Genomic DNA, 19460 nt, shown 5'->3' with positions numbered 1-19460 from the left:
CCCGACCTACCGCTAACAACGGAGGCCAGGCAACAAGCCGGCGAATCTGTGGGGAGAAGCTACTCCACTACGGGGATGGACTGTGCCTCCAAAGCGTCGACCGTCTGCTCCTGGCCGCTCTGCAGAGCTTCCATCAGGGTGGACTCGCCGCCGATCGCAGCACCGAAGCCGTCAGAGACATCCGTGTAGGTCTGCGTCATGGTGGGGCCCCAGGTGAATTCGGGGTCGACGTTTTCAGAGGCCTCGGCGAAGACGTCGTAGACAGCCTGTCCGCCGAAGAACTCCGACTCACCGGCGAATGCCTCCAGGTCAGCACCCGCACTCGCTGCCGGGTACAGCCCGCCGAGCTCGTTCGCCAGCGCCAGTGCCTCGGGATCGGTGTTGAGCCACAGCGCAAACTGCGAGGCTTCATACGGGTTGTCGGATCCCTTCAGGACTGCGGTGGAGGAGCCGCCCCAGTTACCGGCAGCACTCTGGCCCGCGTCCCACTGCGGCATGGGAGCGACAGCCCAGTTGCCGGCGGTATCCGGCGCACCGCTCTGCAGCGTCGAGGTGCCCCAGACCGCGGAGACCCAGGTCCACTGGTCGCCCTCGTTGAAGGATGCATTCCACTCGTCGGAGAACGAGGGGAGGGTGGATACGAGGTCATCCTCGAGCAGTCCCTGCCAGTACTCGGCCACCTGCGTTGACTCTTCGCCTGTCAGGTTGACCTCCCAGCCGTCGTCCTCGCTGCTGAACCACTCGCCGCCCGCCTGCCAGACAAGACCGGCGAACCAGTTCACGTCCGAGCGCGGGAAGTTGGTGATGTAGCCGCCTTCCTCACGGATCTGCTCGGCGGCGGTTGCGTACTCTTCCCAGGTGGTCGGGACCTCAATCCCGGCCTGCTCGAAGAGGTCCGCGCGGTAGAAGAGGGCCATGGGTCCGCTGTCCTGCGGGATGGCGTAGACCGCGTCCTCCTCGCCGAAGGTCACCTGGTTCCAGGTCCAGTCGATGAACTGGTCGCCGGCATTGCCGACACCTTCACAGGCCGCGATGTTCTCGAGCCCGTCCTGAACACGGAAGTTCGGGAGGGCGTCATACTCGATCTGACCGAGGTCCGGCGCGTTGCCCGCCTGCAGCTGGTTGAAGAAGTTCTGGTAGGTGCCGGAGTTTCCGTTGGGGCCGGTCTGGACGGTCACCTGGACGTCCGGATTCTCCTCGTTCCACAGCTCCACCACCTGGTCCATCCCGGGGACCCACGTGGTGAAGGTCAGCTCCACGGGCTCGGTGGAGGGCTCGCACGCTGCTGCTTCGGGAGCGCCGGAGGTGTCCCCTCCGCCGGCGCAGCCCGCGAGGGCCAGAGCGGAGACCATGACGACGGCGGCGGTGGTCTTTCCGTGATGCATACGCATTCTGTTTTTTCCTTTGTGTATGGACGGTGCCGGCGACGGGTGCCTCCGGCAGTTTCTTGGGGTCTGGTTACTTGACGCTTCCCGTACCGAGTCCGCTGCTCCAGAAGCGCTGCAGCCCGAGGAAAGCGATGATGAGGGGAAGGATGGAGACGAGCGCGCCGATGATCACGAACGTGCGCAGCTCCGGAATCTGGCTGATCTGGCTGTTCCACGCGTACAGGCCCAGCGTCACCGGAAAGAGGGCCTGGTCGCGCAGCATGATCAGCGGGAGGAAGAAGTTGTTCCAGATGGTGACGAACTGGAACAGGAAGATGGTTACCAGCGCCGGCGCCATGAGGCGGCTGGAGACGGTGAAGAAGGTACGCACCTCACCGGAGCCGTCCAGCCGGGCTGCCTCGAGGAGCTCCCCGGGAACCGAGGCTGCGGCGTAGATCCGGGCGAGGTAGACACCGAAGGGGCTGACGAGGCTGGGCAGGAAGACCGCCCAGTAGGTGTTGGTCAGGTTCACTTCGCTGAAGATCAGGAACAGCGGCAGGGCCAGCGCCGTGGCCGGTACCAGGACCCCGCTGAGGACCACGTTGAAGATGGCTTCCCGGCCCTTGAACTCGTACTTGGACAGCGCGTAGCCGCACATCGCCGCAATGATGGTGCCGAGGAACGCCCCGACCCCCGCGTACAGGGCGCTGTTCAGGAGCCATTTGACGAAGAGTCCGTTTTCATACGCGAACAGGCCGGTGATGTTGCTGAAGAAGGTCGAGACGGAGTCCGGGGTGAACCACAGCGCGGACGTCCCGGTGATGTCGCCGCCGGACTTCGTGGAGGTGACCAGCAGCCACCAGATCGGGGTCAGGAAGTACAGGGTGAAGACGCCCATGATGAGCATGGCTGCACTGCGGGACATGATGCTTTGCCGCGGACCCCTGGAACGGGACTTCTCCGGGGCGGACAGGGGAACGGCTGCCGTGGTCATTGGGATACCTTCCGCTGGGTTGCCTTCAGGAAGACGAAGGAGAGGATGAAGGTGGCGATTGCGAGGACAACCGAGAACGCAGCGGCCAGGTTGTAGTTGGGGATCGACGCCGTGGTGTAGACCGCGAGGTTCGGTGTGTAGGTGCTGCTGATCGCCGAGCTGAAGCTGCGCAGCGTCTGGGGTTCCGCGAGGAGCTGCAGCGTGCCGATGATGGAGAACACGCCGGTGAGGATGATCGCCGGAGTTACCAGCGGGATCTTGATCCGCCAGGCGATCTGGGCGTTGGAAGCGCCGTCAAGCCGCGCGGCCTCGTAGATCTCCGTGGGAATGGCGAGCAGCGACGCGTAGATGATGAGCATGTTGTAGCCGACGTACACCCAGGTCACGATGTTCGCGATGGACCACAGGACCAGGGACCCGTCGAGGAAGTTGATCTCCGAGGTGACGGCGCTGAACGGTGAGAGCGAGGGGGAGTACAGGAATCCCCACATGATCGCCGCGATGACGCCCGGGACCGCGTACGGCGCAAAGAACGCGAGGCGGAAAAATTTCTTGCCCTTGAGCAGCGGCGAATCGAGCAGCAGCGCGAAGAGCAGCGCCATGCCGAGCATGATCGGCACCTGCACCGCACCGAAGAGGAGGACCCGGCCGACGGACGCCCAGAACGCCTCGTCCTGGAACACGATCGCGTACTGGCTGAGCCCGCCGAAGACCTGCTGGGGTGCGCCGAACGTGCCCTCCCGCTCGACCGTGAGGAGCGACTGGATGATCGCGAAGATGATCGGAGCCGCATAGAAGAGGAGAAAGAGCACGGCGAACGGCGCCACGAAAACGGCGACCGCCCTGCGCGTGCTGCGCCGCTTGTTGGAAATGTGCCGTGAGCCCTTTGCGGTGCCCGGCGGGTTGGTGCCCGGCGGGTTCTGGGCGTGGTCCAGGGTAGCCATCAGGAGGCCTCCTTGCCTGTTGATACGGTGCTGCCTGTTGAATGGGTGCGTACAACGCGGACCGTGCCCGCCGGAACGACGACGACGTCGGCAACTTCCGTGCCGAGCACCAGTTCAGTTCCGGTGATCCGGTGTTTGTAGTCCTGCGTGGTGTGGTTGATGACGAAGAGATAGCGCTGATCTCCGGAAACCCGCTCGACGGTTTCCACGCCGCGCGTCCCGGAGGCCGGAATGCCGGCGGCGCGGGCGGCGTCGCTGACCACTTCCAGCAGGGTTTCCTTGCCGAGCGAAGTGCCCAGGTACCAGGCGTGGCCGTTCCCGAAGGAATTGCGGGTGACGGCGGCGGTCCCGGCGAGGTGACCCTCGGTGATGGTGAGAACAGCTTCAGCGCCCGTGGTGCGAAGGGCTTCGCTCCAGAGTGCCGCCGTCGTGCCGTTTGAAAGCTGCAGTTTCTGGCCGGCGGCCAGCGGGTGGAATTCCTCGACCCGGATGCCGAGCAGGTCGCGGAAGGCGCCGGGGTAGCCTCCCGGGCGCACCCTTTCGTTTTCATCGACGATGCCGCTGAAGAAGGAGATGACAGCGGTGCCGCCCCGGCGGACGTAGTCGGTGAGCCGGCCGGCGTCGTCGTCGCTTATGAGGTAGAGCGCAGGGACGAGCACGAGGTCATAACCGGTGAAGTCGCCGTCCGGCGGCAGGAAATCGGCGGTGATGCCGGCGTCCCACAGGGCGCCGTAGAGCGCATGCACCTGGTCCAGGTAGCGGAGGTCGGCGGAAGGGTGGGAGTCGGAATCGCACGCCCACCAGGCCTCCCAGCTGAAGACCACCGCTGCCCGCGCTGTGACCGTACTGCCGGCGACTTCGCGCAACCGGCCCAGGGTCCCGCCCAATTCGATGACCTCACGCCAGATTTTCGAGTCGGTGCCGGCGTGGGGAAGCATGGCCGAGTGGAACTTCTCACTTCCCTGCAGGGAGGCGCGCCACTGGAAGAAACACAGGCCGTCCGCACCGCGGGCGAGGTGGGAAAGGGAGTTGCGCAGCAGTTCGCCGGGCGCCTTGGCGATATTCCGCGGTTGCCAGTTGACTGCGCTGGTGGCGTGTTCCATCAGGATCCAGGGCCGGTTCCGGGCCAGGCCCCGGGTGAGGTCAGCGGCGAGGGCGATCTCCTGCACCGGGTCCTCGAGCCGGTGATCCGGGTAGTGGTCGTTGGCGATGACATCCATCTCCGGTGCCCACTGCCAGTAGTTCTGGGTGCGGATGTGCGCAGTGACCATGAAGTTGGTGGTGACGGGGAAGTCGCTGTGCATGCGGAGAATGTCGGCCTCGGCCCGGTAGTACCCGAGGAGTTCGTCGGAGCTGAAGCGGCGGAAATCCAGGACTTGCGTGGGGTTGGGGGTGGCGTGCGGGGTGCGCGGTGGGAGAATCTGCTCCCAGGCCGAGTACCGCTGGCTCCAGAACGCGGTGCCCCACGCAGCGTTGAGGGCATCCAGGGTGAGGTAACGGTCCTGCAGCCAGCCCCGGAAGGACGCAGCCGATGTGTCGCAGTAGCACAGCGCGTTGTGGCAGCCGAGTTCATTCGATACGTGCCAGAGGCGCACTGCTGGGTGCGCGCCGTACCTGCGGGCGACTTCCTCGACGAGCCTGAGTGCATGAGCCCGGAAAACGGGGGAGCTGGGGCACCAGGCCTGACGCCCGCCCGGCCAGCGGGTTTCGCCGTCAACCGTGATCGGAAGGATCTCCGGGTACGCCGTGGTGAGCCATGGCGGAGGGGAAGCGGTGCCGGTTCCCAGGTTGACGCCGATGCCGTTTGCGTGGAGGAGGTCCATGATGGCGTCGAGCCGGTCGAAGTGGAACGTGTCAAGGCCGGGCTGGAGTTCCGCCCAGCCGAAGATGTTGACGGCCACCAGGTTGACCCCGGCCTCGCGCATCAGCTGCACGTCTTCCGCCCACGTGGCCTCGTCCCACTGTTCCGGGTTGTAGTCGCAGCCGAACACCAGGCCGCCGTCGGGGGCGAGTTGGGTGATCGGTGAGATGGTGGTCGGCACGTAAGGTCCTTGACTGTTCGCTGTTGCTTCTGTGAACGTTCCCAGAAAGCGCGAAGCGCGATGTTCTGCGCGATCTGGGAACGTTCACAGAGTAGTCTGCGTCACACCGGCATGTCAACGTTTTATTCGGATCCGCCGGTTCGTCAGCTCCGTTACAGTATCGGTATGGACTCCACTCGCGTGCGCCGTCGGCGGGCAACAATTAATGATGTTGCCTCAGCGGCGGGTCTGTCCCGGGGGACGGTCTCGCGCGTCGTGAACGGGGAAAAGTACGTCTCGCCCGAGGCGAAAATGGCGGTTGAGTCGGCCATTGCGCAGGTAGGTTACGTCCGCAATTCGGCGGCGCGGAACCTGGTGCGGCAGGAGTCCCGCGCGATCGGTCTCATCATCCATGAGCCGCACTCCCTGTTGTTCGAGGACCCCAACATCGGATCGATCCTCCTCGGCGCAAACTCGGTGCTTTCCGCGGCGGACTACCAGTTGGTTTCCCTGATCATCGACACCGCGCGGGACAGCCGGCGGGTGGCAGACTACCTGCGCGGGGGGCTGGTGGACGGCGCCGTCATCATCTCTGCGCGAACCGCGGATCCCATTGCAACGGCGGTGCGGAACCTGAAGATTCCGGCCGCCTTCGTCGGTCATCCGCCGGGTACACCCGACATTCCGTACGTGGGGATCGACAACGTGGCAGCCGCCCGGACAATTGTGCGGCGGTTGCTGGATACCGGTCGGACCAGGGTCGGGATGATCGCCTGTGCGCTGGACCGCGACTCCGGCCAGGATCGGCTTGAGGGCTTCCGGGCGGCGCTTGGGCCGGCGTTCGATCCGGACCTCGTTCTGGAGTTTCCGCTCTACACCTATGCCGCCGGCGCTGACGGCATGGCCGAACTCCTGCGGAGGCGGCCGGACATCGACGGCGTTTTTGCCGCCTCTGATGCGGTGGCGGCGGGTGCCATGGCCACCCTGCAGGAGCAGGGCAGGCGGGTGCCGGACGACGTCGGGATAGTGGGCTTCGACGACAGCAGCTGGGCCCTGCGCTGCAAGCCGCAACTGTCCACGGTCAAGCAGCCGGCGGACCTGCTGGGCCGCGCGGCCGCGGAGCTTGTCCTCGCCCAGATCGAGGGCAAGGAGGCTGAAGTGCGGATGCTGAGCACCACGGTGGTGTGGCGGAAGTCCGCCTGAGGCGAAGGGAGGGCAGCCGGCCGCATAACCATCCCGCAACGCCGGACGCCGGCTGTTCCACGAGCACCCCGGCTGTGTGATGCTATGTTCCAGCGGTTGGGCGACGGCGCCCCCGTTCGGGAGGGGGTGGGATCGTGTTGGTGGGAGTCAAACGGGAAACCCGGGCCGGTGAACGCCGCGTGGCGGCCACCCCCGCTTCGGTCCGCCAGCTGATGAAGCTCGGCCTGGACATCGCGGTGGAATCTGACGCCGGAGTTCAGGCGGGCCACGACGACGCCGCCTACCGCACCTCCGGCGCCGACGTCGTTGCCCGCCTCGGCCACGTCGACGTCCTGTGCCACGTGGCGCCGTTGACGCCGGATGAGGCCAGCGCCCTGAGGCCGGGCACGATCACGGTCGGTTTCGCTTCCCCGGCGGCTGAGCTGCCCACCGTTAGCGCGCTGGCGCAGGCCGGGGTTGCGTCGTTTGCACTCGAACTCATCCCCCGGATCTCGCGCGCGCAGACCATGGATGCGCTGTCCTCCCAGTCCCTCGTTGCCGGCTACCGGGCTGTCCTTGAGGCGGCCATCCGGTTCCCGCGCTTCTTCCCCCTGTACATGACCGCGGCCGGGACCGTGCCACCCGCACGCGTCCTCGTGCTCGGCGCCGGCGTCGCAGGGCTTCAGGCAATCGGGACCGCAAAGCGGCTGGGTGCGCGGGTGTCCGCGTACGACGTCCGCCCCGCCTCAGCAGACGAGGTTGCCTCCCTTGGCGGCAGCTTCATCAACCTCGACCTCGACGCCATCGAGGGGTCCGGCGGGTATGCCCGCGAGATGAGTCAGGACCGGGCCGCACGGCAGCGGGAACTCCTCGCGCCGCATGTGGCGGCGTCGGATGTGCTGATCACCACCGCAGCCGTCCCCGGCAGGCCCGCCCCGCTCCTGGTGACCACCGACATGGTCGCCGGGATGAAGGGCGGCGCTGTCGTTGTCGATCTCGCCGCCGAGACGGGAGGCAACGTGGAGGGCGTCAAGGCCGGGCACGACGTCGCCGTCCCCGGCGTCGGCGGCACCGTCACATTGGTGGGGATGAAGGACGCGGCATCGGCAATGGCGACTGACGCATCCCGACTGTTCGCCGCCAATGTCGCGAACCTCGTGGAGCTCATGACCGTCGACGGGCGAGTAGTCCCGGACTTCAACGACGACGTGGTTTCCGCTGCATGCCTCACCCACGACGGCCGCGTGATGCACCAGCCCACGGCAGCCTTGCTGAAGGGAGTGCCCTGATGGACCTGCCCGCCCTGCTCACCGTAGTGGTTCTTTCCGTGTTCGTTGGCTTTGAGGTGGTCTCCAAGGTAACGAGCACGCTCCACACACCTCTCATGTCCGGTGCCAACGCGATTCACGGGATTATTCTCATCGGTGCCATTCTCGTAGCGGGACAGGCCACTGAGCCGCTGCCGCTGGGCCTGGCGCTGCTGGCGGTGCTGCTCGCGACGGTGAACCTGGTGGGCGGCTTTGTGGTGACCGATCGGATGCTCCACATGTTCCGCGGCCGTGATCAGGCCCGGCAGGCGGACAGGGATCCCGGCGCATGAACCTCCTGCCCGTCGAGGTGACAGCACTGCTGTACCTGGCTGTTGCTGTGTGCTTCATCCTGGCGCTGAAGGGCTTGAGCTCTCCGCGGACCGCCCGGCGTGGCAACCTGATCGGCGCCGGGGGAGCGGCGCTCGCCGTCGTCATCGTCTTCCTCTCCACGCGCCTGGAGAACGTGCCGGCCATCCTCATCGCGATAGCGGTGGGAGCTGCGGTGGCAGCGCCGATCGCGCGAGGCGTCCACATGACGCAGATGCCCCAACTTGTCGCGCTGTTCAACGGGGTCGGCGGCGGTGCAGCCGCGCTGGTGGCCATCCTTGAACTGGCAGCGCACGACGGCGCGTGGACGCGTGCCGCCGTCGTCTTCACCATGGTGGTGGGGGCGGTGTCCTTCGCTGGTTCGGGGGTTACGGTCGCGAAACTACAGGAGCTGATGACCACCCGGCCGGTCATCTTCAGCGGGATGCGCTGGATGATGTCCGCCGTCGTCGTCGCTCTTCTGGTCGCTGCGGTCCTGGTGACCGTTACGGGAAACGTGGTGTGGGCGACCGTCCTGCTGCTGCTCGGGCTGGCAGGCGGTGTTCTGCTGGTGCTGCCGGTCGGCGGGGCCGATGTACCAATTGTCATCTCCCTGCTCAATGCGTTCACGGGCCTTGCGGTGGCGGCGTCCGGCATCGTCCTGGACAACGTGCTGCTGCTGGTGGCGGGAACGTTGGTCGGGGCGAGCGGCACGATCCTGACGCGGGCGATGGCCGCAGCCATGGGACGCGGCGTGGCGGGAATTATGTTCGGAGCGTTCCGTGGAGGCTCCACTGCCGGGTCGGGAACCCTGAGCGAGCGACCCGTGCGGTCATCGGGCGCAGAGGATGTGGCCGTCATGCTCGGGTATGCGCAGCGCGTGGTGATTGTGCCGGGGTATGGCCTCGCTGTGTCGCAGGGTCAGCATACGGTTGCGGAGCTTGCGGAGACGCTGGAAGCCCGCGGTGTAGAGGTGTCCTTCGCAATTCATCCGGTGGCTGGACGGATGCCCGGGCACATGAACGTGTTGCTGGCGGAGGCGAACGTGCCGTACGAGTCGCTGAGGGAGATGGCCGAGGTCAATCCCGAGTTCCGGAACATGGACGTTGCTCTGGTGGTCGGGGCGAACGACGTGGTGAACCCGGCGGCGAAGACCTCGCCTGGGTCCCCGATTTACGGCATGCCGATTCTGGAGGTGGCCGACGCCGCGCAGGTGGTATTCCTGAAGCGTTCGATGCGGCCGGGATTCGCGGGCATCGAGAACGAGTTGCTGTACTCGCCGCAGACGACGCTGCTGTTCGGCGATGCCAAGGAGTCACTGACGAGGGTGCTCGGCGCAGTGAAGGCGCTCTGACAGCAGCGACGCGCAGCCAGAAACGGTCTGCGGGTGCAGGGCTGCGGAACAGAAACTGCCCGCGGGTGCGGGGCTGCGGAACAGAAACTGCCCGGAGGTGCAGGGCTGCGGAACAGAAACTGCCCCCGGGCGCAGAACCGCCGGTTCGAACCGGCAGCCCTGCGCTCAGGGGCAGTTTCTGTGCGAGAGTGCTACCGACGGACGCTGCGGTTGCGGCGGCCCGACAGTGACTCGGCCACGCCGATCAGCAGAACCGCTGCGATGACCGCAAGGATGAAACCGAGCACGTTCAGCTCGAAGATTCCGCCGGTGTGGAAGAAGCTTGCTATCAACCCGCCGATGACGGATCCGGCGAGCCCCAGCAGCAGGGTCGCGAGCAGCCCGAGGTTCTGCTTACCCGGCTTGATGAGCCGGGCGAGTGCCCCGATAATCAATCCGGCAATGATGAAACCGATCATGATGCCTCCTAAAGATGAGTGTTTCCTCCGAGAACACTAAGCCTGCTTTCTAGTGAGGGCAACTGGTGGCGGTTGCACGGGCCCATACGCGGCGGTCGCACGGGCCCATACGCAGAGAAACTGCCCGGAGGCGCAGGGTCGCCGATTCGAACCGGCGGCCCTGCGCCCAGGGGCAGTTTCTGTGCTGGGCTGCACGCGATGCCGGGCGCACGCTACCGGCAAGCCCCACCGCTAACGCGCGGCCGGCCCGGTACTGCCGCGCCGCCTGAGCTCGGGCTGGAACGTGGTGTGCGAGGGCTTGGACCCGCCGTCCCCCAGGAGCCGGCGCATCTCGTGCCACGCCTGCTCGCCGATGTCATTGATCGGCACCGCGGCGGTGGTGAGCGGGGGCGTGGTGTAGTTCGCGAACGGGATGTCATCGAACCCGGTGATCGAGATCTGCCCAGGTACGTCGATGCCGCGCTCATGTAGGCCGCTCAAGAGTCCCATGGCTACGAGGTCGTTGAAGGCCAGTACACCGGTGGCGCCGGTTTCGAGGACGCTGTCCACCGAGCCGTGCCCGGCCTCGAAGCTCGACCCGCCGGACAGAACCGTCAGTTCAATCCCCGGGTTGTCCACGCGGAACTTCTCCAGCCCCTGCAGGCGTGCCTGGTTGGACGCGCTTCGCTCGGGTCCTTCGAGAAACGCAAGCGTGGTGTGGCCGAGCTCCACGAGGTGCGCCGCCAGGTCCTTCACGCCCTGCCCGTAATCGACCACGAGGCTCGGAGTCTCGGTGTCCGTCGTCGAGCGGTTGACCAGAACCAGTGGCCGCAGCGACGGAAGGAGCGCCTCCAGTTCCGCCTCGTTCATGCGTGGCGCGCAGAGCACGACGCCGTCACACCGCCGTCGTGCTTCGCCCGCCAGGATTGATTCCTCGCTGGACACTTCCGATGAATCCGCGATCAGGACGCGGTAGCCATCCTGGGCGGCGGCACGGCTTACGCCGCGGAGCATCCCCTGGAAAGTAGGATTGGCCAGATCAGGCACGACGACGCCGATGGTGTCGGTCTTGCCCAGCGCCAGGCTGCGCCCCACTGCGTTGGGCTGGTAGTTCAGTTCGGCGGCGGCGCTCCGGACCCGGGCCGCTATGTCCGGATCCACCGAGAAGTTGCCGTTCATGACGCGCGAGACCGAGGCCAGCGAGACTCCTGCTCGCTGCGCGACGTCGGTGATGCCTACCCTGCGGTTGGCTGCTTTCCTGGCCATAGGTTCCTCATCCGGGCTGGGGATCGGCGTCCCCGCGGCAAATGGTTGACGGGTACACCAGTGTGTTGATAGAAAGCATATAACCTATTTCAGAAAACGTTTTCTCACATCACATCCACGGTGTCTCATCATCACCGGGGACCGTGACCGAAGGAGCCCCATGAGCACCGCCCCCCATACTGTTCCTGTGGAGCAGCAGTCCGCTTCGAGGCCGGAGCAGCGCGAGCGCACCCGCCTGGTGCTCGTCGGCACCGGCTCGCGGGCGGAAATGTATGTCCGCGCTGCCCTCGGCGATCATGCGTCCTCCGCTGAACTCGTGGCCATCAGCGACAACAACCCGGGACGGGTTGAGTACTACCTGGCTCTTGCCGCGGAACTCTCGGCGGAACTTTCGCCGAGGACAACGGTCCTGCAGTTCCGCCCGGAGGAGCTGACGCAGTTCATCCGGGACAACGGCATCGACCGCGTCATCGTGACCACGCCTGACTACACGCATGCCGATTACATCGTCGAGGCGCTGGAAGCGGGAGCGGACGTCGTCGTCGAAAAGCCGCTCACCATCGACGCCGAGGGCTGCCGCCGGATCTGCGACGCGATTGAGCGTACCGGCCGCGACGTCGTTGTGACCTTCAACTACCGGTACTCACCCCGCAACAGTGCGCTGAAGGAGATCATCCAGAGCGGCGCGATCGGCACGGTGACGTCCATCGACTTCAGCTGGATGCTGGACACCGTCCACGGCGCCGACTACTTCCGCCGCTGGCACCGGCAGAAGGAGAACTCCGGCGGTCTGCTGATCCATAAGGCGTCCCATCACTTCGACCTCGTGAACTGGTGGATCGACGACGTTCCCGAACGCGTCTTCGCCAGCGGTGGGCTGCGCTTCTACGGGGACAGCAACGCCGCCGGCCGCGGACTAACGGACCGCCCCGGGCGCGGCACCATCGACTCCGCCGCGGGGGATCCGTTCGCGCTTGACCTGCGCGAGGATCAGAAGCTGAACGACCTCTACTACGCCAACGAGCACCACGACGGGTACCAGCGTGACCAAGACGTTTTCGCCCCCGGCATCACCATCGAGGACAACCTGGCGCTCGTGGTCGACTACGCGTCCGGAGCGACGCTCAGCTACTCGCTGAACGCGCACAGCCCCTGGGAGGGCTACCGGGTCGCAGTGAACGGAACGCTGGGACGCGCGGAACTTGAAGTTGTGGAGCGGGCCGCGGTCTCCGGCAGCACGGATCAGAAGAACGTCGTCGATCCCAGTGCCACTCCGGTGGAGGAGGACGACGCCGTCCGGATCAACGGCGAACGCCTCATCCTGCAGCGCCACTGGGAACCTGCCGTCGAAGTGCCGATCGTCAACGGGGAGGGCGGCCACGGCGGCGGTGACGCGCTGCTGCTCACCGACCTTTTCGAAGGGCCCGGTGAGGACCCGCTGGGCAGGCCGTCGGGCTACCTCGACGGTCTGCGCGCCGTCGCCGTCGGTATTGCGGGCAACGCTTCACTCGAATCCTCGCTGCCCGTGCGCATCACTGAACTCGGCCTCGGAGCGGACCTCAAAGCGGACCGTGCCGACAATGGGCAGGTGCGCCGTGGCTGAGCGGGCGCAGACTACCGTCCTGGTCTCGGGAGGCTCCGGCCGGCTGGGCCGCAGTGTGGTGACCGGCCTCGCTGAGGCAGGGTACGACGTCGTCTCCGTGGACCGCACGCCGGTCCCCGACGGCGTGTTCCCCACTCATATCCGCCAGGAGGCGGCAGATCTGCTGGCTGCCGGCGTTGCCCGCAGCGTGATGGAAACCCACCGGCCCGACGCCGTCATCCACCTTGCCGCGATCGCTGTCCCGTTCAGTGCGCCGGAGGACGTGATTCTGCAGACCAACAGCCAACTCGCCTTCCAGGTGATGGGCGCCGCGACGGACCTCGGCGTTGGCAGGATCATCACCGCCTCAAGCCCCACGGTCCTTGGCTACGGGGCACCCGCCGGTTGGATGCCGGACGCTTTCCCACTGGATGAGCAGACCACGCCGAAGCCCTGGAACGCCTACGCGCTCTCCAAGCTGCTCGCCGAGCAGACCATGCGCATGTTCGCGGCCGCGCAGGGCGACCGGATTCGGTACGCCGCCTTCCGCCCCTGCTACGTCATCTCGCCCGAGGAATGGGCAGGTGCGCCGACCCAGCAGGGGAACACCGTCGTCGAACGCCTTGACGATCCCGCGCTGTCCGCGCCCGCGATCTTCAACTATGTGGACGCGCGGGATGTCGCGGATTTCCTCGACGTGCTGCTGCAGTCGATGGACCGGATCCCGAACGCCGAGACATTCTTCGTGGGCGCAGCCGATGCACTGGCACGCGAACCGCTGTCCGAGCTCATCCCGCGCTACCTCCCCGCGGTGGGTGCGCTCGCCGGCAACCTGCACGGAACCACCCCGGCCTTCTCCATCGACAAGGCGCGGAAGCTGCTCGGCTGGGAGCCCAAGCGAAGCTGGCGCACGGAGCTCGTGAAATCGGAGCCCGCAACACCGGAGCTTGCCTCCGCAATCCAGGAAGCAAGGTAAATCATGCAGTTCAATGCAGTGCTGTTCTTTCCCGTGACACCGTTCTCGCCGTCCGGTTCGGTTGATACCGCGTTGCTTCAGGAGCACATCGAGTCCCGCCTGAGCTATGGGCCCGGAGGAGTTTTTCCTGCCTGCGGTACCGGGGAGTTCCATGCCCTCGATCTCGAGGAGATTCGCGCCGTCGTCACTACCGCCGTAAGGACAGTCAACGGGCAGGTCCCGGTGGTTGCCGGTACCGGCGGGCCGCTCGGCCACGCCCGTGCCGCGGCGAGGGCGGCGGAAGAAGCGGGGGCTGACGCCTTGCTCGTGCTGCCCCCCTACCTCGTTCGGGGGCCGTCGGAAGGCCTTGTCGCCTACGTGGAGGAGGTGGCTGCCGCTTCCAGCCTGCCGGTCATCATCTACCACCGGGCCAACGGAGCTTTCACCGCCGACGCCGTCGCGCGCCTGGCATCCAACCCGAAGGTGGTTGGATTCAAGGACGGTGTGGGCGACGTCGGGCTTGCGCAGGAGATCGTGTCCGCTGTCGCTGCCACCGGGCGGACCGACTTCCAGTTCTTCAACGGGCTCCTCACCGCGGAACTCAGCCAGGGCGCCTACCGCGGTCTGGGAATCCCGCTCTACTCCTCCGCCGCGTTCGCCATGGCGCCGGGGATTGCCACCGCGTACTACCGTGCCTACATCGACAATGATGAGCCCGCCCGGCACCGCCTGCTGGACGGTTTCTACGCGCCGCTGGTCAGGCTGCGTGATCAGACACCGGGCTTCGGCGTCTCGCTCGTCAAGGCGGGGCTGCGGCTGGACGGGCTCGACGTCGGGTCCGTCCGTCCGCCGCTGGTCGACCCATCCGAGACCCAGCTGGTGGAACTCAAGGCCATCCTTGCGGCCGGCCGTGAGCTCGTGGGCGCATGAGCCCGAAGATCACCGGCCTCTCCGCGCGTCTGGTCACGGCGCCGCTGCGGCGCGCCTGGGGAGCTGACGTGCCGGAGAATCACTTCATCGCGACGACGGTAACTACCGACGACGGCGGTACCGGGCACGGTTTCTCCTGGACGCCCACCATCGGGCCGCAGGCAGTGCTGGCGTTGCTGGAACATGACATCGCGCCATTTGTGGAGGGACTTCCCGCCCGGGCGGAGGAGGTGTGGGACGCCCTCTGGGTCCGGCTCCATGAGGCAGGCGGGGGAGGGCTGACCACCATCGCGATGGCCGGTGTCGACCTCGCCCTGTGGGACCTGGCGGGGAAGCAGGCGGGGTGTTCCGTACCTGACCTGCTGGGCCGGCGTCGGGAAACCGTGCCGGTGTATGGGTCCGGAGTGAACCTGCACTACACCCTCGAGGAGCTCGTTGAGCAGGCCCAGCGGTGGGTCACTGAAGGCCGGCAGGCGGTCAAGGTCAAAGTGGGTAAGCCGGACCTGCGCGAGGATGCCGAGCGGATCGCCGCAGTCCGTGAGGTCATCGGCCCCGACCGCGCACTGATGATCGACGCCAACCAGCGGTGGGACCTGCCCACCACGCTGCGGGCGCTTGAATGGCTCGCGGAGTACGGCCTGCATTGGCTCGAAGAACCGATCCGCGCGGACGATCTCTCTGCCTACCGGCGGCTGCGGCGCTCCTCGCCGGTGCCCATTGCGCTGGGTGAAAACGTGCACACCATCTACCGGTTCCGGGACTTCATCGAGGCGGACGCCGTCGACATCATCCAACCCAACATCATCCGGGTCGGTGGAATCACTCCGTTCCGGCGGATCGTCGAGCTCGCCCGGGCCAACAGCATCGCGGTGGCTCCGCACCTGCTCCCGGAGCTTTCCGGGCAGCTTGCCTCCACTCTTGCGGAAACGGTGTGGGTGGAAGCGGTCGACGGCGCCACCATGACCGAGCTGGGCATCCTCGCCGGACCGTCGCCGGTCAGCATCACTGAATCCGGGCTTGCGGTGACGGGCCAGCCGGGGCTCGGCCTGGAGATCACCCCTACCCGTTGATTTCGCAGGACACGCCCCTTATGGAGCGTCATTAGGGGTGTGTCCTGCCAACTCACGGGGCCTGATGGAGCGCGCGGTCGGCTGACGCGAGGAGCAGGTCCACGAGGACGATCAGCTCATCCAGTGCCACTGCCGGGCTCTCGTCCGGAAGGCTTCCCCGCCGCGGGGGCTGACCCTTTTCGATACCGGCGACGACGTCGGCGGCGAGCTTCCAGCGCAGTGCAATCGCTGCGTCGAACCCCAGGCGGATCTCCTCAAACGTGATGGTGGGTGCCTCTGCCCGGAGAGCTGTGGAGTAGGCGTCCAGAGCGTCATCGACGATCGGCAGCGCGACACCCGCGAGGGCATCGCCGCGGCGGACCGAGGAGAAGACCAAGGATGCGAGGTCCGCTCCCACGGGGCCGGCGCCGATTGATTCCCAGTCGATCAGAACGGTCCGGCCGCCCGAGTGGAAGACGTTTGCGCCGACAGCGTCGTGGTGGCACAGGGTCTGCGGAAGCGATTCCAGAATCGCGCGGTAACGGTTCTGGCTGAGGACCAGTTGCTCGGCGGCGGCCAGCCGGTCCCCGAGGCGCGCGGCTGCACGGGCGTCACCGCGTCGCAGTGTGGCCAGACCCTGCTCGATGGCCTCAGGCTGGCTATGGCGATCAATCCATTCAGTGAAGTACCAGGGCTCCGAGAGTCGGCGCCCCACCCACAGCCCGCCCATGCCGCCAAGGTCGCGCGCGGCGGTGAGCAGGGTCTCCGCGTCCAGCGGCCGTGCGCCCTCGTGGCGGATTTCCTCAAGCCAGAGAATCATCCCTCCATCCGGATCGAGCAGTCTCCCGTGAATGCGTGGCGTTCCGATGCCGGGAGCGACTCCGTCAAGCACTCCGGAGGCGTACGCGTCGAACTCGCGCCGTCCGTTATCCAGGAGATACGCGGAGGCCAGTGCAGGCCCCTCGGTGCGCTTCTCGATCATGGACCATGAAACGCGCTCACCGTCTACGAGTGCGTTTCCCGAGACTCGGCTCACCGTGCGGTGTGCGAGGAACGCGTCGTACTCCAGCGGGGTGCGCACTACGTCAGCGAGTGCAGTAACGCGGCCGCCCACGGCGTCGGTAACGGCTGCTTTCAGCGGTTCGTGCAGCGCATCGTTCACGCTTCACAGACTAACGGTCGGGAGAGGGAATAAGCTCGTGAGTATATGCATTTGCATGTACAACGTCGACCGCAGGGGCCGGCCGGAACCCTCCGGAGGATCACCATGACAGCGCACACCACGGGTCTGCACCACGTCACCGCCATTGCGGGTGACCCGCAGGCGAACATCGACTTCTACATCCGCGGGCTCGGACTTCGGCTCGTGAAGAAGACGGTCAACTTCGACGACCCGTCCACCTATCACCTCTACTACGGCGACGACGCCGGCCGGCCGGGCTCGCTCATGACCTTCTTCCCGTGGGGCCAGGTGGCACCGGGGCGGATCGGTTCCGGCCAATCCACCACCACCGCCTTCTCGGTACCTGAGGGGAGCCTGGGCTGGTGGCAGAACCACTTCCGGGCGCTCGGCGTGGAGTCCTCCATTACGCGGGCATCCGCGGAGGAGGAAAGGCTTTCGCTGCGCGACCCCGACGGACTTCAGCTCGACCTCGTGGCCTCCTCGACGTCCGATCCCCGTAATCCGTGGGACTCGTCCTTTGTCCCCGCGGAGCGTGCCGTCCGCGGCCAGCACTCCTCCGTGCTGACGGTCGCGAACCCGGAGCACACCCTGCGCGTCCTCACCGAAGACCTCGGGCTGCGTATCTCCGATGAGATCCCCGGCCGAACCCGGCTGCAAGCGGGCGTCGGCGGCCCCGGGAACATTGTCGACGTCATTGCTGATCCTGCCGGACCCTACGGGCTCGTGGCCGGCGGCACCGTGCACCACATCGCCTTCCGGGTTCCGGACAAAGCCACCCAGGAGCTGTGGCGACAGGATCTCGTGGAGCGCGGATTCGCCGTGACAGCGATTCTCGACCGCCAGTACTTCACCTCGATCTATTTCCGGGAGCCCGGCGGTGTGCTGTTCGAAATCGCGACGGACACTCCGGGGTTCAATGTGGATGAGCCGCTGCTGGAACTCGGACGCTCGCTGAAGCTGCCGCCGTGGCTCGAGCCCTCACGTGAGGACATTGAAGCTTCGGTCGCCCGTATCGAAGTGCCGGAAGACAACAACACCCTGCCCGACGGTGCGGCCAACGGCGCGGCTGTCGGGCCGGCTGAGCAGTCCACTGGAGGCATCGCCTGATGCCCGCACCGCAGCTTATCGACTGGCCACACCTGTACCGGGAGGGCGACTCCGAGCGTCCACTTCTCCTGATGCTGCACGGCACCGGCTCAAACGAGGAGGACATTGCTGCGCTCGCTGCGCAGCTGGACCCGACCGCAGCGGTGCTTGCGCCACGCGGCAGGGTGCAGGAGAACGGAATGCTGCGCTGGTTCGCCCGGCGCGGGGAGGGAGTGTTCGACGTCGACGACGTCATCCTCCGCGCCGGCGAACTGGCCGGTTTCCTCGCTGATGCGCGGGAACACTATGACATCGGCACCCGGGAAATCATCGCCGTCGGCTTTTCCAATGGTGCCAACATTGCGTTGGCCACCGCGATGCTGCATCCGGAAGCGCTGAACCGTGTGGTTGCGTTCTCCGGTATGTACCCGTTCGGGGAGCGGACGACGGAGGCTACCCTGTCCGGCAATCGTTTCCTCGTGCTCAACGGGCGGTCAGACCCGATGGCGCCGCTGAGCAGCGTTACTACGCTGATGTCGGAGCTGCAGCGACAGGGCGCCGACGTCGAACAGGTTCTTCGGGAGGGCGGTCACGGTATCGATCGCTCAGACCTGACCGCCGCCGTCGACTGGTTGGACCGCCGCTAACCTCCGGGAATATCCTCACGCTTTGCGGCCATCCCGCACATAGACGGACAGGTCCTGCCGCTTGACCTGGAACATCCCCGTCGCCTCGACCAGCTCGCTCAACTTCGTATAGCCGTAGTTCCGGGAATCGAACGAAGCCTGATTGCCGATCTGACTGCCTACTTCACTGAGGTGTGCCCAGCCGTCATCGCCGCTGGCCGCCTCAACAGCACTGCGGAGCATCAGCATCAAGCGGGCATCGCCTCTGAGCTTCTGCGGCTCGCGCGGCTGAGACTCCGTTCCATTGGATTCCGCTGACGGCTGCCCAAGGCCCTCAACATAGGTGAACTGAGAACACGCATTGACGAAGGGAGCAGGCGTCTTGCGCTCGCCGAAGCCATAGACCTTCAACCCGTCGGTGAGCACGCGCATCACCAGGGGAGTGAAGTCTGCGTCACTGGAGATGAAGGCGAACGCATCAACCGAACGCGTATACAGCAGGTCCATCGCGTCAATAATCATCGCCATGTCCGATGCATTCTTGCCTGAGCTGTAGGCAAACTGCTGAATAGGGCGGATGGCATACGTATGGAGCGTGTCTTCCCAGGGCTGCATACTCGGGCTTTTCCAGTTGCCGTAGGCGCTCCGGACATTGGCGGTGCCGTAGCGGGCAACTTCAGCGAGAATCACATCGATCTTCGAAGCCGGCGCGTTCTCGGCATCGATCAACAAGGCGATGCGTTTCTCGTCAGTCACCTGCTGAGCATCCTGCGGAAGTGACGGTTGGTCAACAGCATGCGCCGCCGCCAGGCATCGAACCGGAACTTTTGCGCAGCTCCTGTGGGTCCCACGGCACTGGAACCCACCG

General features: G+C 66.1%; 18 protein-coding genes. 10 read left to right on the top strand and 8 right to left on the bottom strand.

Annotated features, from left to right (window positions below):
* Positions 1-59: 59 nt before the first annotated feature.
* The 4 genes from JOD47_RS06105 to JOD47_RS06090 form a co-directional block, all read right to left on the bottom strand.
* Entirely contained in the window at positions 60-1391 is a 1332-nt protein-coding gene (locus JOD47_RS06105; protein ID WP_204532931.1) for an ABC transporter substrate-binding protein, read from the bottom strand.
* A 67-nt stretch (positions 1392-1458) separates the two neighbouring features.
* Positions 1459-2361 (bottom strand): carbohydrate ABC transporter permease, encoded by a 903-nt coding sequence (locus JOD47_RS06100; protein WP_204532930.1) that lies wholly within the window; start codon positions 2359-2361, stop codon positions 1459-1461.
* On the bottom strand, positions 2358-3305 hold the full coding sequence (locus tag JOD47_RS06095; protein ID WP_204532929.1) for a carbohydrate ABC transporter permease: 948 nt from the start codon (positions 3303-3305) through the stop codon (positions 2358-2360). The genes JOD47_RS06100 and JOD47_RS06095 overlap by 4 nt, the downstream gene beginning before the upstream one ends.
* Positions 3305-5347: a beta-galactosidase gene (locus JOD47_RS06090; RefSeq protein ID WP_204532928.1), complete on the bottom strand. Its 2043-nt coding sequence runs from the start codon at positions 5345-5347 to the stop codon at positions 3305-3307. The genes JOD47_RS06095 and JOD47_RS06090 overlap by 1 nt, the downstream gene beginning before the upstream one ends.
* Positions 5348-5512: 165 nt before the next feature.
* On the opposite strand from JOD47_RS06090, the gene JOD47_RS06085 reads away from it, so the two are divergent.
* The 4 genes from JOD47_RS06085 to JOD47_RS06070 all read left to right on the top strand — a co-directional run bounded on the left by JOD47_RS06085 (position 5513) and on the right by JOD47_RS06070 (position 9478).
* Entirely contained in the window at positions 5513-6529 is a 1017-nt protein-coding gene (locus JOD47_RS06085; protein WP_204532927.1) for a LacI family DNA-binding transcriptional regulator, read from the top strand.
* Positions 6530-6663: 134 nt separating this feature from the next.
* Positions 6664-7797 (top strand): Re/Si-specific NAD(P)(+) transhydrogenase subunit alpha, encoded by a 1134-nt coding sequence (locus JOD47_RS06080; RefSeq protein ID WP_204532925.1) that lies wholly within the window; start codon positions 6664-6666, stop codon positions 7795-7797.
* The gene (locus JOD47_RS06075) at positions 7797-8108 is read left to right on the top strand and encodes an NAD(P) transhydrogenase subunit alpha part 2 (RefSeq protein ID WP_204532923.1); all 312 of its coding nucleotides are present in this window, start codon (positions 7797-7799) and stop codon (positions 8106-8108) included. Before JOD47_RS06080 ends, JOD47_RS06075 begins: the two co-directional genes overlap by 1 nt.
* Positions 8105-9478 (top strand): NAD(P)(+) transhydrogenase (Re/Si-specific) subunit beta, encoded by a 1374-nt coding sequence (locus JOD47_RS06070; RefSeq protein WP_204532921.1) that lies wholly within the window; start codon positions 8105-8107, stop codon positions 9476-9478. The genes JOD47_RS06075 and JOD47_RS06070 overlap by 4 nt, the downstream gene beginning before the upstream one ends.
* A gap of 191 nt (positions 9479-9669) precedes the next feature.
* Here the strand turns inward: JOD47_RS06070 and JOD47_RS06065 are convergent, their stop codons facing one another.
* Positions 9670-9936, bottom strand: a complete 267-nt coding sequence (locus JOD47_RS06065; RefSeq protein ID WP_204532919.1) for a GlsB/YeaQ/YmgE family stress response membrane protein — start codon at positions 9934-9936, stop codon at positions 9670-9672.
* Between the two features lie 231 nt (positions 9937-10167).
* A complete protein-coding gene (locus tag JOD47_RS06060; RefSeq protein ID WP_204532916.1) occupies positions 10168-11181 on the bottom strand; it encodes a LacI family DNA-binding transcriptional regulator in 1014 nt (337 codons plus the stop codon).
* Between the two features lie 160 nt (positions 11182-11341).
* Between JOD47_RS06060 and JOD47_RS06055 the strand changes: the two genes are divergently transcribed.
* From JOD47_RS06055 to JOD47_RS06040, 4 genes are read left to right on the top strand one after another with little or no spacing between them, the layout of a single operon-like run.
* A complete protein-coding gene (locus JOD47_RS06055) occupies positions 11342-12784 on the top strand; it encodes a Gfo/Idh/MocA family protein (RefSeq protein ID WP_204532905.1) in 1443 nt (480 codons plus the stop codon).
* Entirely contained in the window at positions 12762-13739 is a 978-nt protein-coding gene (locus JOD47_RS06050; RefSeq protein WP_204532903.1) for an NAD-dependent epimerase/dehydratase family protein, read from the top strand. The genes JOD47_RS06055 and JOD47_RS06050 overlap by 23 nt, the downstream gene beginning before the upstream one ends.
* Before the next feature lie 3 nt (positions 13740-13742).
* On the top strand, positions 13743-14648 hold the full coding sequence (locus tag JOD47_RS06045; protein ID WP_204532901.1) for a 5-dehydro-4-deoxyglucarate dehydratase: 906 nt from the start codon (positions 13743-13745) through the stop codon (positions 14646-14648).
* Positions 14645-15718, top strand: coding sequence for a mandelate racemase/muconate lactonizing enzyme family protein (locus JOD47_RS06040; RefSeq protein ID WP_204532899.1), 1074 nt, complete (start codon positions 14645-14647; stop codon positions 15716-15718). The genes JOD47_RS06045 and JOD47_RS06040 overlap by 4 nt, the downstream gene beginning before the upstream one ends.
* Before the next feature lie 52 nt (positions 15719-15770).
* On the opposite strand, the gene JOD47_RS17745 is transcribed toward JOD47_RS06040, so the two are convergent.
* Positions 15771-16859: a phosphotransferase gene (locus tag JOD47_RS17745; protein ID WP_204532897.1), complete on the bottom strand. Its 1089-nt coding sequence runs from the start codon at positions 16857-16859 to the stop codon at positions 15771-15773.
* A 105-nt stretch (positions 16860-16964) separates the two neighbouring features.
* Here JOD47_RS17745 and JOD47_RS06030 point away from each other — a divergent pair, with 105 nt between their 5' ends.
* Positions 16965-17987, top strand: a complete 1023-nt coding sequence (locus JOD47_RS06030; protein WP_204532895.1) for a ring-cleaving dioxygenase — start codon at positions 16965-16967, stop codon at positions 17985-17987.
* Positions 17987-18613, top strand: a complete 627-nt coding sequence (locus JOD47_RS06025; RefSeq protein ID WP_204532893.1) for an alpha/beta hydrolase — start codon at positions 17987-17989, stop codon at positions 18611-18613. Before JOD47_RS06030 ends, JOD47_RS06025 begins: the two co-directional genes overlap by 1 nt.
* A 15-nt stretch (positions 18614-18628) precedes the next feature.
* On the opposite strand, the gene JOD47_RS06020 is transcribed toward JOD47_RS06025, so the two are convergent.
* Entirely contained in the window at positions 18629-19348 is a 720-nt protein-coding gene (locus JOD47_RS06020) for an NYN domain-containing protein (protein ID WP_204532891.1), read from the bottom strand.
* Positions 19349-19460 lie beyond the last annotated feature (112 nt).

It is taken from the genome of Arthrobacter tumbae, from assembly GCF_016907495.1.
Lineage (GTDB): Bacteria > Actinomycetota > Actinomycetes > Actinomycetales > Micrococcaceae > Arthrobacter_D > Arthrobacter_D tumbae.
Note: the sequence above shows the minus strand (reverse complement) of the source record. Positions and strands in the feature narration are given on the sequence as shown.

Excerpts from the sequence above, each read along its gene's own strand:
- JOD47_RS06100 (WP_204532930.1), bottom strand. The coding sequence starts at position 2,361 with ATGACCACGGCAGCCGTTCCCCTGTCCGCCCCGGAGAAGTCCCGTTCC.
- JOD47_RS06075 (WP_204532923.1), top strand. The coding sequence starts at position 7,797 with ATGGACCTGCCCGCCCTGCTCACCGTAGTGGTTCTTTCCGTGTTCGTT.
- JOD47_RS06105 (WP_204532931.1), bottom strand. The coding sequence starts at position 1,391 with ATGCGTATGCATCACGGAAAGACCACCGCCGCCGTCGTCATGGTCTCC.
- JOD47_RS06030 (WP_204532895.1), top strand. The coding sequence starts at position 16,965 with ATGACAGCGCACACCACGGGTCTGCACCACGTCACCGCCATTGCGGGT.
- JOD47_RS06095 (WP_204532929.1), bottom strand. The coding sequence starts at position 3,305 with ATGGCTACCCTGGACCACGCCCAGAACCCGCCGGGCACCAACCCGCCG.
- JOD47_RS06060 (WP_204532916.1), bottom strand. The coding sequence starts at position 11,181 with ATGGCCAGGAAAGCAGCCAACCGCAGGGTAGGCATCACCGACGTCGCG.
- JOD47_RS06065 (WP_204532919.1), bottom strand. The coding sequence starts at position 9,936 with ATGATCGGTTTCATCATTGCCGGATTGATTATCGGGGCACTCGCCCGG.
- JOD47_RS06040 (WP_204532899.1), top strand. The coding sequence starts at position 14,645 with ATGAGCCCGAAGATCACCGGCCTCTCCGCGCGTCTGGTCACGGCGCCG.
- JOD47_RS06050 (WP_204532903.1), top strand. The coding sequence starts at position 12,762 with ATGGGCAGGTGCGCCGTGGCTGAGCGGGCGCAGACTACCGTCCTGGTC.
- JOD47_RS06070 (WP_204532921.1), top strand. The coding sequence starts at position 8,105 with ATGAACCTCCTGCCCGTCGAGGTGACAGCACTGCTGTACCTGGCTGTT.
- JOD47_RS06085 (WP_204532927.1), top strand. The coding sequence starts at position 5,513 with ATGGACTCCACTCGCGTGCGCCGTCGGCGGGCAACAATTAATGATGTT.
- JOD47_RS06025 (WP_204532893.1), top strand. The coding sequence starts at position 17,987 with ATGCCCGCACCGCAGCTTATCGACTGGCCACACCTGTACCGGGAGGGC.
- JOD47_RS06055 (WP_204532905.1), top strand. The coding sequence starts at position 11,342 with ATGAGCACCGCCCCCCATACTGTTCCTGTGGAGCAGCAGTCCGCTTCG.
- JOD47_RS06045 (WP_204532901.1), top strand. The coding sequence starts at position 13,743 with ATGCAGTTCAATGCAGTGCTGTTCTTTCCCGTGACACCGTTCTCGCCG.